The sequence below is a fragment of the Plantibacter sp. MCCC 1A11337 genome (assembly GCF_013349365.1).
GTDB classification, from domain to species: Bacteria; Actinomycetota; Actinomycetes; order Actinomycetales; family Microbacteriaceae; genus Plantibacter; species Plantibacter flavus_A.
Genome location: NZ_JABJWX010000006.1, coordinates 37,675 through 52,039 on the forward strand (window position 1 = coordinate 37,675; position 14,365 = coordinate 52,039).

A 14,365-nucleotide genomic window follows, 5' to 3' on the forward strand; every position below is an offset into this window, starting at 1 on the left:
CGCCGGTCGCGGACCGACCGATCGCGCGACGATCGAAGCATGACGCCGACCGATCTACCCGATCACCACGCCTTCTCCGTCCGCTCGGCGCTGGAGCAGGGCGTCTCGCCGGAGCGCCTCCGCACGACGCGTGTCCCGGCACCGTTCCCGGGGGTTCGGAGCTTCGCTGCACCGCGCAGGGGCGCGGACCTGCCTCCCGAACAGCGTCATCTCGCGCACCTGGAGCTGTGTCGGGCGTACGCCTTGCGAATGGCACCGGCGCAGTTCTTCTCGCACCTGTCGGCCGCGCATCTCCTGGAGGCTCCGCTCCCGGCGCGGCTGCGCTGGGACGAGGTGCACGTCGGCGTCCGGCCGCCGGACCGAGCGCCCCGGGTTGCCGGGGTCGTCGGCCATCGCTTGGCGGGCCTCTCCGGCGATCCGATCCTCGTCGAGAGGCTCGCGGTCGTGAGTCCCGCCGACATGTGGTGTCAGCTCGGACCGAGTCTCGACATCGATGAGCTGATCGCGGTCGGCGATCATCTCGTCCGTGAGCGTGGTGCCTCCGGCAGGTGGCTCAACCAGCGCCTTCCAGCGCTCTGCTCGCTCGACGACCTCGGAGCGGCGCTCAGCGGATCCCGGCATCTCGGCGCGGGGGCACTCCGTGCCGCGCTCCCGCAGATCCGCGCTGGTTCCGAATCGCCGAAGGAAACGGAACTCCGACTCGCCTTCGTTCGTGCCGGCCTCCCGGAGCCGGTGCTCAACCACGAACTCCGCGATCGCTGGGGGCGATTCATCGCACGTCTCGACCTCGCCTACCCGGCGTATCGCGCAGCGTTCGAGTACGACGGGCGCCAGCACGCCACCGACCCGGGGCAGTTCGCGAAGGACGTCGACCGGATCCATGCCGTCACCAGACTCGGCTGGTCCCACGACCGCTTCCTCGCACACCACCTGCAAGCGGGTGCCGCGGTCGCGATCGACCGAGCACGCGAGCGCCTCATCGCGGCAGGATGGCGCCCGTGACACCGTTCATTCGCCCATTTTCGGGCGACGGAGCACCCATTCGCCCAAAAATGGGCGAATGAACCGGGCGTCACACGAGGAGCTGGTGCTTGGCGAGTTCGCGGTAGAGCGGGACCTCGGTCACGAGGTCGCTGTGGGTGCCGACGCCGACCACCCGACCCTCCTCGAGGACGACGATCTGATCGCTGTCGACGACGGTCGAGAGCCGGTGCGCGATGACGATGAGCGTGCGTCCCGTCGCGACCGCGTCGATGGCTTCCCGCATCATCTGCTCGTTGACACCGTCGAGGCTCGAGGTCGACTCGTCCAGCAACAGGATCGGGGGAGCCGCGAGGATGGCGCGAGCGATGGCGAGGCGTTGCCGCTCGCCACCCGACAGCATGATGCCGTCCTCGCCGACCGGAGCGGCGAGACCGAGCGGGTTGCGGTCGAGGACCCCGCCGAGGTTGACCGCATGCAGCACACGCTCGCAGTCGGCGTCGCTCGCATCAGGTGACGACAACAGCAGGTTGTCACGCAGCGTGCCGGCGAGGACCGGGGCGTCCTGTTCCACGTACCCGATCTGGTCCCGGAGGTCGGCGCGGGGGATCGTGCGGATGTCGACGCCGCCCAGCCGGATGGCACCGGCTGTCGGGTCGTAGAAGCGTTCGATGAGCCCGAGGATGGTGCTCTTGCCGGCGCCGGACGGTCCGACGAGCGCCGTGCGTCTGCCCTGCATCGCGGCGAAGGACACCCCACGGAGCACCTGACGACCGAGCGCCGACTGCGCCTCGGTGAGCCGGGCGGCGTCGGCGGCGACGACCTCCGGTGCGCTGGTGCCCTCGCTCAGCGCCTCGGTCGCGAGTGCCTCCGCTGCGGCCCGTTCGCGCTCGATGACCGCCGCGTCCGGGTAGGCGAACTCGACCCCGTCGAACTCGATCGCCGGAGCGGACGCTGAGGCGGCCCCGGGACGTCCGACCCGCGCGGCGATGGCCGCGTCGTCGTCGCCCTCGTCGGGCAGGTCGAGGATCTCCTGGATCCGGCCGAGCGCTCCGAGCGCCTGGTTGACGCTCGTGATCGCGCCGAAGGCCTGGCCGAGCGGCATGATCATCATGAACAGGAAGAGGATGAACGCGACGAGACTCGCGATGGTGATGGCCCCGGACGCGACGCGGAACCCACCGACGCCGAGGACGACCAGGAACGAGGTCTGCATGGCGATGCCGGCGACCGGGACGACCAGCGAGGAGATCTTCGCGATCCGCACGCCCACGCCGTAGACCTCCTTGGCCACGCCGTCCACCGCGTCGATCTCGCGGTCGGTCGCGTTGGACGCGCGGATGGTGCGGATGGAGCTGATGGCCCGCTCGACCGCGGCGGCGAGCTCACCCACCTTGGTCTGCTGCTCGCGGCTGGCGACGCGGATGCGTCCGCTCAGCGCGACGACGACGACGACCGAGACGATGACGACGAGGAGGGTGAGACCCAGCAGGACGGGGTCGATGATCGCCATGGCGATGAGTGCGCCGAGGAAGGTGATGGCACCGCCGACGGCGTCCACGAAGCCCTGCGTCAGGACGGCGTAGAGCATGGTCGTGTCGCTGCCGACCCGCGAGACGAGGTCGCCGGTGCGGCGCGTGTCGAACTGGCTGATCGGCAGCCGGAAGATGCGCGCGATGAGCTGGCGCCGTGAGGAGTAGACGACCCCGGTGCCTGCGCGCTGCAGCAGGTAGTGCTGATACCCGCTGATGACGCCGGAGATCACGACGAGCCCGACGAGGAGCCACGCCAGGTTGCCGAGCGACCGGCCCGCCTCGACGACCCCGATCACCTGGCTGACGATGAGCGGCTGGGCGAGTGACGCGGCCGCTCCGATGACGCTCAGGATGATGACGACGATGAGGATCGAGCGGTGCTCAAAGATGTACGGCATGAGCTGCTTGAGGCTCGCGCGGGGACCGTCGTCCTTCGGTCGGCTGAACGGGTTGCGGCTGCGTGCCGGGCGCGCTGGGGTGCTCATGGTGCTCTTCCTCCGAGGTGCGGTGCGCGGCTCCGAGACGTCCATGGCGACGGCGCACCGTGGTTCAACTCTAGGCGACGGTCGCACGCGCCGAGCCCGAAGCCGACGCGCCGAGCGCCGACGCAGCAAGGGCCGGTGCGCGGAGGTGTCCTCCACGCACCGGCCCTCGGTGATCGCCTCGATCAGGCGTCGATGTCGACGTCCTTGGTCTCCTTGGAGACGATGAGGGCGACGAGCGTGATCAGGGCCATCACCGAGAGGTAGACGCCGACCCAGAACGGGCTGCCGCCGCCGGCACTCCACAGTGCGACGGCGATGAACGGTGCGACCGCTGCGCCGAGGATCGACGACACGTTGTACGAGATCCCCGACCCGGTGTACCGCACGTTCGTCGGGAACAGCTCGGGCAGCAGGGCGCCCATCGGTCCGAAGGTGAACCCCATGAGGCTGAACCCGATGATGAGCCAGATCATGACCCCGGTGAACCCGGCGCCGAGCAGCGGGACCCAGACGAGCCCGAACACGAGGATCGCGCTCGTCACGACGATGAGCGTCCTCCGGCGTCCGTACTTGTCGGCGAAGGGGCCGGACACGAGCGTGAAGATCCCGAAGAAGACCACGCCGGCGATGAGCATGAGGACGAAGGTCGTGTAGCTGTAGCCGAGGCCGGCGACCGGTGCGTCGAGCGGCGCACGGCCGTAGCTCAGCGAGAACGTCGTCATCAGGTAGAAGAGGACGTACGTGGCGAGCATGAAGAAGGTGCCGAGGAGCAGCTTGCGCCAGTGCAACTTGACGACGCTCGCGAGCGGCGACCGCTGCACCTTGCCCTGCTCCTTCGCGTTCGTGAACGCGTTGCTCTCGACGAGGCGGAGTCGGACCCAGAGGCCGACGATCACCATGACGACGGAGAACAGGAACGGGATGCGCCAACCCCACTCGAGGAACGCCTCGGACGGCATGGACGGGTCGTCGCTCGGCAGGATAGCCGCGATGATCAGGAAGAGTCCGTTGGCGATGATGAAGCCGATCGGCGCACCGAGCTGCGGGAACGTGCCGAACAGGGCTCGCTTGCCGGTCGGCGCGTTCTCGGTCGCCACGAGGGCGGCACCCGACCATTCGCCGCCGAGCGCGAAGCCCTGACCGATGCGGAGGATCACGAGCAGCAGCGGGGCGACCCAGCCGACGAGCTGGTAGGTCGGCAGGAGGCCGATGAGGAAGGTCGCGATCCCCATGGTGAGGAGGGCGCCGACGAGCGTCGCCTTCCGACCGCGCTTGTCGCCGAGGTGCCCGAAGATGACGGCGCCGACGGGGCGGGCCACCATCGCGGCGCCGAACACGGCGAACGAGGCGAGGAGACCCGCGGTCGGGTCCTCACTCGGGAAGAAGAGGTGCGGGAAGACGAGGACGGCGGCCGTCGCGTAGACGTAGAAGTCGTAGAACTCGATCGTCGTGCCGATGAGGCTGGCGAGGACGACACGAGAGCGCGGATTGACCGGGGCCTTGGTGACTGGGGTTGCTTCGAGAGACATGCGTGCGCGTTTCGGTTCGGGAATGGACGCCGTCGAAGCATCAGCACCGGTCGCGCACGCCCGCCGACGACGGCAGGATCAGAGGTTCGCCCGCTTGTGGCAGGACCATGACACTGTACGCCGAAGTGCGGCATTCCGGTATTCGGTTGCCCAGCGGGGCGGATGCCGATACCGGAATGCCGCGTGATGCGACGCGCTCCGGTCAGCCGCGCAGTTCGCGGAGGACGACCGCGGTGGCCACGGCGGCGTCGGCGGCCTCCGCCCCCTTGTCCTCCTTCGACCCGGGAAGCCCCGCGCGGTCGAGCCCCTGCTTCTCGTCGTCGAGGGTGAGGACGCCGAAGCCGACGGGCTTGCCCGTCTGGATGCTGACCTGGGTGAGGCCGCTCGTCGCGGCGTCGGAGACGTACTCGAAGTGCGGCGTGCCGCCGCGGATGATGACGCCGAGCGCGACGACCGCGTCGGCCCCGGCCTCGAGGGCGGCTTTGGCGACGACCGGGAGTTCGAAGCTCCCGGGGACCCGCACGAGGCGATGGTTGGCACCGCTCGCATCGAGGGCCTTGACGGCTCCGGCGATGAGACCGTCGGTGATGGTCTCGTGCCAGGTGCCGGCGATGACGACGATGTCGAGGCCGGTGCCGTCGACGCTGATGGTGGGGGATCCTTCGCCGCTCATGCGGTCTCCTGTCTTCGTCCCCGAGCGCATCGGGGGTTGGTGGTGTTCCCGCTCCTCGGAGGAATCGAGGCGCGATGGTGGACTACTGGTGCGGGTGCGGTTCCGGTGCGAGCTCGAAGCCGATGCTGTGGCCCATGCGGTCGCGCTTCGTCTCGAGGTAGCCCTCGTTGAACAGGCCGACGCCGACCACCAGCGGGACGCGCTCGCTCACGGCGATGCCGTGGTTCGTGAGCTGTCGCTCCTTCTCCGGGTTGTTCGAGAGCAGGCGCACGGAGGTGATGCCGAGGTCCGTCAGGATCGCGCTCGCCGCCGTGTAGTCGCGGGCGTCGGCCGGCAGCCCGAGCGCGAGGTTGGCGTCGAGGGTGTCGAGACCGTCCTCCTGCAACCGGTACGCACGCAGCTTGTTGACGAGACCGATGCCGCGCCCCTCGTGCCCACGCAGGTAGACGACGACACCGCCGTGGCGCTGGATGGTGTCGAGGGCGCTGTCGAGCTGCGGACCGCACTCGCACTTGAGCGAGCCGAACGCCTCGCCGGTCAGGCACTCCGAGTGGACGCGCACGAGCGCACCGGTGGCCTGCGGGTCGCCGGCGATGATGGCGACGTGGTCGGCACCGGTCCTGCGGTCGCGGTAGGCGCGCAACCGGAACGAGCCGTGCGTCGTCGGGACGGTCGTCTCTACCTCGAAGGACACGTTCGACGACTCGGGGATGGCCGCCTGGGCGGCGCGTTCCTCGGCGCAGACCGCGGCCGCGTCGGGGTTCTCCTCGAGGAACGCGACGAGCGCGGCGATCGTCGTGACGAGCACGCCCTCCCGCTCGCCGAGCGCGATGAGGCCGGGCAGACGCATCATCTCGCCGTCGTCGGCGACGATCTCGGAGATCGCCCCGACCGGGACGAGCCCCGCGAGCTTCATGAGGTCGACGGCCGCCTCCGTGTGCCCGTCGCGCTCGCGCACCCCGCCGTCGACGGCGCGCAACGGGACGATGTGTCCGGGGCGCGAGAGACTGGCAGGCACGGACGCCGGGTCGGCGAGCACGCGCAGGGTGTGGGCCCGGTCGGCGGCGCTGATGCCGGTGCTGAGTCGGTCGGCCGCGTCGACCGTGACGGTGTACGCGGTGCCTCTGGGGTCCTCGTTGAGCGCGACCATCGGCGGGAGGGCCAAGCGGTCGGCGATCTCGTTCGTCATCGGTGCGCAGATGAATCCGGAGGAGTGCCGGACCGTCCATGCGATCCACTCCTGGGTGGCGGACTCCGCAGCGAGGATCACGTCGCCCTCGTTCTCTCGGCCTTCGTCGTCGGCCACGATGACCGGACGGCCCTGGCGGAGTGCCTCGAGGGCCTCCGGGATGCTGGCGATGCTCATACGTTGCCCCTTCCGGTGGCGGTGGTGCCGACCGGGTCCGCGGACTGCGGATCCTGGCCGATGTTGCTGGGGAGTGCCGACTCGAGACGGCTGAAGGCGAGCATGCGCTCGACGTGCCGGGCGAGGATGTCGGTCTCGAGGTTCACACGGTCGCCGGGGACCCGATCGCCGAGCGTCGTCGCGGCCAGCGTCTCGGGGATGAGGGACACCTCGAACCAGGCCTCCGGTGCGTCCGGTGCGCTGATGGCGCTGACGGTGAGCGAGACGCCGTCGACGGTGATCGACCCCTTGTCGACGACGAGCGGCGCGAGTGCCGCGGGGAGCGAGACGCGCACGATGCGCCAAGCCTCGCCGGGCACCGTGGCCAGGATGGTGCCGGTGCCGTCGACGTGCCCTTGGACGATGTGTCCACCGAGGCGGTCACCGACGCGGGCCGCACGTTCGAGGTTGACCGGAGATCCGACCGTGACGCCGTCGAGCGAGCTCATCGCGAGGGTCTGGGCCATGACGTCGGCCGTGAACGTCTCACCGGTCTGCTCGACGACGGTGAGGCAGACACCGCTCACGGCGATGGAGTCCCCGTGCCGGGTGCCCTCGAGGGCGAGCGGGCCACGGACGGTGAAACGTGCCGAGTCGTCGCCGTGGTCGATGGCGACGATGGTGCCGAGTTCTTCGATGATGCCCGTGAACATGGGTGGTCCGTTCTCTGGGGTTCAGGCGGTGAGGTGGTGGGCGGCCGAGGCGGAGGCGCTGCGGTCGGGTGTCGTGATGACCAGGAGGTCGTCGCCGAGTGGTTCGACGCCGACGGTGGTGAGTCGGATCGCTTCGCCGATGCTGTCGACACCGAGGTCGCCGATCGCGAGGCGAGGGCCGCCGAGGAGCATGGGGGCGAGGTAGGTGAGGACCGTGTCGGCGAGTCCTGCGCGGAGGAACGCCGTGGCGATGGTCGGGCCGCCCTCGATGAACACGCTCCGGACGCCCGCGGCGCGGAGCTCGGCGAGCAGCGCGGCCGGATCATGCCCGTGGTGGAGGACGACCGGCCGGGGGTGGCGGTGGACGGCGGCGTCCCGGGGGATCGGGCGATCCCCCATGACGACGGGCAGGGGCTGCTCGGGCAGGAGATCGCCGTGGTCGTCGCGAGCGGTGAGGCTCGGGTCGTCGGCGAGGACCGTCCCCGTGCCGACGAGGATCGCGTCGTGGGCGGCCCGCCGACGGTGGACGTCGTCGCGCGCGACATCGCCGGTGATCCAGCGGCTCGTGCCGTCGCTCGCGGCGATCCGCCCGTCGAGACTGGAGGCCCACTTCACGGTGACGAGCGGACGCCCGAGGCGGGCGGTGGTGAGCCAGTCACCGAGGAGGTCCTCCGCCGGTCCGGCGAGCACGCCGCCGATGACGGTCACGCCGCCGCCGCGGAGCCGTTCCGCTCCACCCCCGGAGTGGTGGCCGGGGTCGTCCACGGCGAACACGACGCGCTCGACGCCGGCCTCGAGGAGGGCGACGGCACACGGACCGGTCCGGCCCGTGTGGTTGCACGGTTCCAGGGTGACGACGGCGGTCGCGCCACGGGCCGCCCCGGGCGCGAGGTGGGACAGGGCGTCGACCTCCGCGTGCGGGGTGCCGGCTCCGCGGTGCCAGCCCTCGGCGAGCACGGTGCCGTCGGCGTCGAGGATGACGCAGCCGACGCGGGGGTTGACGCCGCGGGCGGGGCCGTTGGCGGCGAGTTCGAGCGCGCGCAGCATGGCCTGCTCCTCGCGGACACTCGCCCGCGGTGCTTCGGTTCCTGCGCTCATCTGTCCGTCATCTCGGTCGGTACTGACACGAGTTCCGGGGTCGCGGGCAGGTGCTCGCCGGCGTCGACCATCGGCCGACGCCCGTGCTTCCTTCCATCCGGACTCGAACGCCGTCTGCGAGCAGACGCGTTCATAACCGTCGGTCCTGGAGTTCCACCAGATCAACCGGGCCTCGCTTGCGCGAGACACGGGTCGCGGACTATCACCGCCGGTTCGGACTCTCACCGACCCCGGAGCACGTTACGTGTTGTCGATTCTAGGTCAACGGGCTGAGTGGGTGCCCTATTCCCGGTTCGGATGACGCCCGGTTGCAGCGCCTGAAGCGGCCGGGGTCAGCGCTGGGCGTCATGCTGATCGATCGCCGCGCGGGCGGTTCCCTCGTCGACCACGAGGTCGGAGATGAGCCCTCCCGCCAACGCCCCGAGGAGCGGCGGAACCTTGGCGGCACCGGCGACCACGCAGATCCGACGGGAGACCCCGCGCAGCACGTCGAGGTCGGGTCCGGATGCGCGGTTGTTGAAGGGGATGTCCCGCCACGAACCGTCGGCGCGGAAGAAAACGGTCGCGACGTCCCCGACCGCCCCGGCGCTCGCGAGCGCTTCGAAGTCGCTGTCGTCGAGGTAGCCGCCGACGTACACGTGGCTGGGTACGCCCGAGAGCTGCGAACCGAGACCGAACAGGGCGACGTCCATGCGCCGTTGGATCTCGAGCACGCGTCGGATGCTGCGCTCCCGCCACAGGGCGAGCTTGGTCGACGGGTCGTCGAAGAAGGCCGGCACCGCGAACTGCTGCGCGTAGGCCCCGTAGGCGTCCGCGTACCGATGCAGGATCTCACTCGCGTAGAGGATGCCCGAGGTGCGCGTGTTGGCCGCACCGTTCAGCTGGACGATCTGCGAGTTGTGGGTCCGCTTGGGGGTGAGGTGCCTCGCCACCGCACTCACGGTCGAGCCCCAGGCCAGGCCGAGCGTCATGTTCGAGTCGAACACGGAGCCGAGAAAACGTGCAGCCGAGAGGGCGACCCGCTCCAGGCGGTCGATGTCGCTCGTGTGGTCGGGGACCGGGACGATGTGGGCGGTCACGCCGAACCGGTCGCGGAACTCCGCTTCGAGCCGCGATGGCATGTCGTGCGGGGAGCGCACCTGGATGTCGACGAGCCCGCTTTCCCGCGCATATCCGAGCAGGCGGGACACCGACGACCGGGAGGTGTGGAGCTCCTGGGCGATGGCCTCCATGGTGAGGTCCTGCACGTAATACAGCTGTGCGGCACGGAGCGCCTCGGCCGTCCGGTCCGGCTGGCTGAGCGCGTCTGCGAGCGACATCGGGTCTCCTTGCACGTTTGTTCACTAGGGCTGTTCAGAGTTGCAGCGGGTGTCACGATGTATTCAGTCACATCATTCAGCGGCGCGCAATCCCGGCAGCGTCGCGTTCCAACCGCGAAGAAGCGAGGCATCTCATGTCCCTCAAGTCGTCAGCTCCCCGTTCCACCGTCCAGTCCGTCATCGACCGCCCGCAGGCGTCGGTGCTCATCATCGGCGGCGGTATCAACGGCATCGCGACCTTCCGCGACCTGGCGCTCCAGGGCGTCGACGTCACGCTCGTGGAACGTAACGACTGGGCCTCCGGCGCCTCCGCCGCGTCGAGCCACATGATCCACGGCGGCATCCGGTACCTCGAGAACGGCGAGTTCCGTCTCGTCCAGGAGTCGGTGCAGGAGCGCAACGGGCTCATCAAGATCGCCCCGCACTACGTGAAGCCGCTCGAGACCACGGTCCCGATCTTCTCGACCTTCTCCGGCATCCTCTCCGCACCGCTGCGCTTCCTCACCCACAAGCAGGGCAAGCCGCAGGAGCGTGGCGCGCTGCTCATCAAGGTCGGCCTCACCGCGTACGACTCCTTCTCCCGTGACGGTGGCAGCGTGCCGCGTCACCGCTTCCACGGCCGCAAGAAGTCCCTCGCCGACCTGCCGAAGATGAACCCGGGCCTCAAGTACACGGCGACCTACTACGACGCCTCCATGCACGACCCGGAGCGCCTCGCGCTCGACGTCCTCATGGACGGCCTCGCCGCCGGCCCCCACGCCCGTGCCGTCAACTACGTCGAGGCGGTCGGCATGGGTGCCGACGGCGTCGAGCTCCGCGACACGGTCACCGGCCAGACCTTCACCGTGACGAGCGACGTCGTCGTCAACACCTCCGGCCCCTGGACCGACCTCACGAACGCCGGCCTCGGCGAGCCGACGACCTACATGGGTGGCACGAAGGGCTCGCACATCGTCCTCGACAACCCGGAGCTCTACGCGGCCACCAAGGGGCGCGAGATCTTCTTCGAGCACGAGGACGGCCGCATCGTCCTCATCTACCCGCTCAAGGGCAAGGTCATGGTCGGCACGACCGACATCGACGCCGACCCGAGCACCCCGAGCGTCTGCACCGAGGAGGAGGTCGACTACTTCTTCGACCTCGTCAAGCACGTCTTCCCGACCATCGCGACCTCACGTGAGCAGATCGTCTACCGGTTCTCCGGCATCCGTCCGCTGCCGAAGCACGACGACGAGGCCCCCGGCTTCGTGTCGCGCGACTACCGGATCGAGCGCCGGGCCGCCGCTGCACGTCCGTCCACCACCGTGTTCAGCCTCGTCGGTGGCAAGTGGACCACCTTCCGGGCCCTCGCCGAGCACCTCAGCACGGACGTGCTCAACACCATCGGAGCCCCGCGCCCCGTGGAGACCCTCGGACTCGCGATCGGTGGCGGCGCCGGCTTCCCGCGCACCGACGCCGCGACGCGCACCTGGGTCGCCGCGCACGAGGACGGCACCGGCGCCAAGCGCGCCGAGCAGCTGCTGGGCCGGTACGGCACGAAGGCCGCCGCACTCCTCGAGCACCTGTCCGAGCACGGCGATGACCGCTTGCAGGGCGCTGCCGACTACAGCGTGCAGGAGCTGGAGTACCTCGTCGAGCAGGAGCAGGTCGTGCACCTCTCCGACGTGCTGCACCGCCGCACGAGCCTCGCGTTCACCGGATCGCTGACCGCCGGCCTCGTCGACGAGATCGCCCGCGTCGTCGGCGGTGTCCTCGGGTGGGACGACGCCGAACGGACCGCGCAGATCTCCGCAGCGCTCGACCGCCTGCGCGACGCCCACCAGGTCGACCTCCGGGTCGACGCCGCCAAGGAGGCCCCGGCGTTCTCATAATGCACGAATGTGCAGGCAAGGCCCTTGTCCTGTGCAACAGGAGCTGGCTACCTTACAAGCAACTGGTCAGTGCAACCTCGCCCAGCGGGGGCTCGCGCCTCGGCGTCGGCCCCCACACGGCCACACCTATGAAAGGTCAATGAAGACATGAACCTCGGAACCATCTTCCTCTCCGAGACCGTGGGGACGGCGATGCTCGTCCTGCTCGGTACCGGTGTGGTCGCCACGGCGATCCTCACGAAATCCAAGGGCCTCGGTGGCGGCTGGCTGCTCATCAACTTCGGTTGGGGCCTCGCGGTCTTCGCCGGTGTCACGGTGTCCTACGCCTCCGGCGGTCACCTGAACCCGGCTGTCACGATCGGCTTCCTCACCACGGGCTCGATCGACTTCGGTACGGCGCTCGTCTACTGGGCGGCGCAGATGGTCGGTGCCTTCATCGGTGCCGTGCTGACGTACTTCGCCTTCAAGCAGCACTTCGACCAGGAGGAGGACCCGGGCAAGAAGCTCGGCGTCTTCTCGACCGGTCCGGAGATCCGCAGCTACGGCTGGAACCTCGTCACCGAGGTCATCGCGACCTTCGTCCTCGTCTTCGTCGTGATGTCCTTCGGCAAGACCGGCCCCGACGCGGTGGTCATCGAGGGCGTGCCCGGAGGACTCGCAGCCCTGGGCGCCCTCCCCGTCGCCCTGCTCGTCGTCGGTATCGGAGCCTCCCTCGGTGGCCCGACCGGCTACGCGATCAACCCGGCACGTGACCTCGGTCCGCGCGTCGCCCACGCCCTCCTCCCCATCAAGGGCAAGGGCAAGAGCGACTGGTCCTACGCCTGGGTGCCGGTCGTCGGTCCTCTGCTCGGTGGTGTCCTCGCGGCCCTCGCCTCGATGGTGCTGCTCCCGGCCGTCTGACCTGACGCTGCGGCGGTGACCGGACACGATCACCGCCGCGGCACCCCGGGGCACCGGTTCCGGTGCCTCACCTCGCAACGCACGCAACGAAGGAGTATCCAATGGCGGACTACGTCATCGCAATCGACCAGGGGACGACGAGTTCCCGGGCCATCGTCTTCGACAAGAGCGGATCGATCGTCTCGACGGGCCAGCTCGAGCACGAGCAGATCTTCCCGAAGGCCGGCTGGGTCGAGCACAACCCGAACCAGATCTGGAACAACACCCGCGAGGTCATCGGCCAGGCGCTCAGCAAGGCCAACATCACCCGGCACGCCATCGCGGCCATCGGCATCACGAACCAGCGCGAGACCGCCGTCGTCTGGGACAAGACCACCGGTCAGCCCGTCTACAACGCGATCGTCTGGCAGGACACGCGCACGCAGGACATCGTGAACCGCCTCGCTGCGGACGGTGGCGTCGAGCGCTTCAAGAAGACCGTCGGCCTGCCGCTGGCGACCTACTTCTCCGGCACCAAGATCGTCTGGATCCTCGAGAACGTCGAGGGTGCTCGCGAGAAGGCAGAGGCGGGCGACCTCCTGTTCGGCACGACCGACAGCTGGGTCATCTGGAACCTCACCGGTGGTGTCAACGGCGGCGTGCACGTCACGGACGTCACCAACGCCTCGCGCACGCTCTTCATGGACCTCGAGACCCTGCAGTGGGACGACGAGATCCTCAAGGCGTTCGGTGTCCCGAAGTCGATGCTCCCGGAGATCAAGAGCTCCTCCGAGGTCTACGGCCACGCGTCCGACGACAGCCTCCTTCGCGAGACGCCGATCGCCGGCATCCTCGGCGACCAGCAGGCGGCGACCTTCGGTCAGGCCGCGTTCCAGCAGGGCGAGGCCAAGAACACCTACGGCACCGGTAACTTCATCATCTTCAACACCGGTGAGGAGATCGTCCACTCCGAGAACGGTCTGCTCACGACACTCGGCTACAAGCTCGGTGACGCGAAGCCGCACTACGCGCTCGAGGGTTCGATCGCCGTGACCGGTTCGCTCGTCCAGTGGCTGCGCGACAACCTCGGCATGTTCTCCTCCGCTCCCGAGGTCGAGGCGCTCGCCAAGACCGTCGAGGACAACGGTGGCGCGTACTTCGTGCCGGCGTTCTCCGGGCTGTTCGCGCCGTACTGGCGTCCGGACGCCCGCGGCGCGCTCGTCGGGCTCACCCGGTACGTCAACAAGGGCCACATCGCCCGGGCCGCCCTCGAGTCGACGGCGTTCCAGACGGCAGAGGTCATCGACGCCGTCAACGCCGACTCCGGTGTCCCGCTGACGGAGCTCAAGGTCGACGGCGGCATGACCGCCAACGACACGCTCATGCAGTTCCAGGCCGACATCCTCGGTGTCCCGGTCATCCGACCGGTCGTCGCGGAGACCACGGCGCTCGGCGCGGCCTACGCGGCCGGTCTCGCCGTCGGCTTTTGGTCCGACCTCGACGACCTCGCGAAGAACTGGCAGGAGGACAAGCGCTGGGAGCCCAACATGGACTCCGCAGAGCGCGACCGCCTCTACCGCAACTGGAAGAAGGCCGTCACGAAGACCTTCGACTGGGTCGACGACGACGTGCAGTAGTCACGACCGACCGGAACGGCCCGTCCTCCTCGCGGAGGGCGGGCCGTTCTGTCGTCCGTCCTCGCTCGGCTCCCGAAGGGTGCATCTGCGCAGAACTCCTGCAGCTTGAGGACCGGCACGGGAACAACCGCGCCATTCCGCCTGCCCGCGCCGATCGGTCCTGTCAGGCGCAGGAGTTCTGCGCAGACGAACTACTCCCGCACGACTCGCTCCGACCCCCATCTCGTCGAGATGGGGGGTCCCATCTGCGCACACCTCCTGCTCGTCGCTGCTGCGTTGCCTCTCTGGGGCTGATCCTGA

The 14,365-nt window shown here is 69.3% G+C and carries 11 protein-coding genes; 4 read left to right on the forward strand and 7 right to left on the reverse strand.

Features of this window, described 5'->3' with window-relative positions:
• Positions 1-39 precede the first annotated feature (39 nt).
• Positions 40-1,002, forward strand: coding sequence for a hypothetical protein (locus tag HOW07_RS18300; protein WP_175118178.1), 963 nt, complete (start codon positions 40-42; stop codon positions 1,000-1,002).
• 70 nt (positions 1,003-1,072) lie between these two features.
• On the opposite strand, the gene HOW07_RS18305 is transcribed toward HOW07_RS18300, so the two are convergent.
• From HOW07_RS18305 to HOW07_RS18335, 7 genes are all read right to left on the reverse strand, one after another.
• Positions 1,073-3,001, reverse strand: coding sequence for an ABC transporter ATP-binding protein (locus HOW07_RS18305; RefSeq protein ID WP_175118180.1), 1,929 nt, complete (start codon positions 2,999-3,001; stop codon positions 1,073-1,075).
• A 182-nt stretch (positions 3,002-3,183) separates the two neighbouring features.
• Positions 3,184-4,530: an MFS transporter gene (locus HOW07_RS18310; protein ID WP_064294812.1), complete on the reverse strand. Its 1,347-nt coding sequence runs from the start codon at positions 4,528-4,530 to the stop codon at positions 3,184-3,186.
• 202 nt (positions 4,531-4,732) lie between these two features.
• Entirely contained in the window at positions 4,733-5,203 is a 471-nt protein-coding gene (ribH, locus tag HOW07_RS18315) for a 6,7-dimethyl-8-ribityllumazine synthase (RefSeq protein ID WP_064294813.1), read from the reverse strand.
• Positions 5,204-5,285: 82 nt separating this feature from the next.
• Positions 5,286-6,569 (reverse strand): bifunctional 3,4-dihydroxy-2-butanone-4-phosphate synthase/GTP cyclohydrolase II, encoded by a 1,284-nt coding sequence (locus tag HOW07_RS18320; RefSeq protein ID WP_064294814.1) that lies wholly within the window; start codon positions 6,567-6,569, stop codon positions 5,286-5,288.
• Positions 6,566-7,261: a riboflavin synthase gene (locus tag HOW07_RS18325; protein ID WP_175118182.1), complete on the reverse strand. Its 696-nt coding sequence runs from the start codon at positions 7,259-7,261 to the stop codon at positions 6,566-6,568. Before HOW07_RS18325 ends, HOW07_RS18320 begins: the two co-directional genes overlap by 4 nt.
• A 21-nt stretch (positions 7,262-7,282) precedes the next feature.
• Entirely contained in the window at positions 7,283-8,359 is a 1,077-nt protein-coding gene (gene ribD, locus HOW07_RS18330; RefSeq protein ID WP_175118184.1) for a bifunctional diaminohydroxyphosphoribosylaminopyrimidine deaminase/5-amino-6-(5-phosphoribosylamino)uracil reductase RibD, read from the reverse strand.
• Between the two features lie 332 nt (positions 8,360-8,691).
• Positions 8,692-9,678 (reverse strand): sugar-binding transcriptional regulator, encoded by a 987-nt coding sequence (locus HOW07_RS18335; RefSeq protein WP_064294816.1) that lies wholly within the window; start codon positions 9,676-9,678, stop codon positions 8,692-8,694.
• A 134-nt stretch (positions 9,679-9,812) separates the two neighbouring features.
• On the opposite strand from HOW07_RS18335, the gene HOW07_RS18340 reads away from it, so the two are divergent.
• The 3 genes from HOW07_RS18340 to glpK all read left to right on the forward strand — a co-directional run bounded on the left by HOW07_RS18340 (position 9,813) and on the right by glpK (position 14,065).
• Entirely contained in the window at positions 9,813-11,549 is a 1,737-nt protein-coding gene (locus HOW07_RS18340) for a glycerol-3-phosphate dehydrogenase/oxidase (RefSeq protein WP_121291945.1), read from the forward strand.
• 147 nt (positions 11,550-11,696) lie between these two features.
• Positions 11,697-12,449 (forward strand): MIP/aquaporin family protein, encoded by a 753-nt coding sequence (locus tag HOW07_RS18345; RefSeq protein WP_175118186.1) that lies wholly within the window; start codon positions 11,697-11,699, stop codon positions 12,447-12,449.
• A 101-nt stretch (positions 12,450-12,550) separates the two neighbouring features.
• Positions 12,551-14,065 (forward strand): glycerol kinase GlpK, encoded by a 1,515-nt coding sequence (gene glpK / locus HOW07_RS18350; protein ID WP_064294818.1) that lies wholly within the window; start codon positions 12,551-12,553, stop codon positions 14,063-14,065.
• The last annotated feature ends 300 nt before the right edge of the window (positions 14,066-14,365 follow it).

Coding starts and splice junctions, on each gene's coding strand:
- glpK (WP_064294818.1), top strand. CDS start 12,551: ATGGCGGACTACGTCATCGCAATCGACCAGGGGACGACGAGTTCCCGG.
- HOW07_RS18340 (WP_121291945.1), top strand. CDS start 9,813: ATGTCCCTCAAGTCGTCAGCTCCCCGTTCCACCGTCCAGTCCGTCATC.
- HOW07_RS18310 (WP_064294812.1), bottom strand. CDS start 4,530: ATGTCTCTCGAAGCAACCCCAGTCACCAAGGCCCCGGTCAATCCGCGC.
- HOW07_RS18345 (WP_175118186.1), top strand. CDS start 11,697: ATGAACCTCGGAACCATCTTCCTCTCCGAGACCGTGGGGACGGCGATG.
- HOW07_RS18325 (WP_175118182.1), bottom strand. CDS start 7,261: ATGTTCACGGGCATCATCGAAGAACTCGGCACCATCGTCGCCATCGAC.
- ribD (WP_175118184.1), bottom strand. CDS start 8,359: ATGAGCGCAGGAACCGAAGCACCGCGGGCGAGTGTCCGCGAGGAGCAG.
- HOW07_RS18335 (WP_064294816.1), bottom strand. CDS start 9,678: ATGTCGCTCGCAGACGCGCTCAGCCAGCCGGACCGGACGGCCGAGGCG.
- HOW07_RS18300 (WP_175118178.1), top strand. CDS start 40: ATGACGCCGACCGATCTACCCGATCACCACGCCTTCTCCGTCCGCTCG.
- ribH (WP_064294813.1), bottom strand. CDS start 5,203: ATGAGCGGCGAAGGATCCCCCACCATCAGCGTCGACGGCACCGGCCTC.
- HOW07_RS18320 (WP_064294814.1), bottom strand. CDS start 6,569: ATGAGCATCGCCAGCATCCCGGAGGCCCTCGAGGCACTCCGCCAGGGC.
- HOW07_RS18305 (WP_175118180.1), bottom strand. CDS start 3,001: ATGAGCACCCCAGCGCGCCCGGCACGCAGCCGCAACCCGTTCAGCCGA.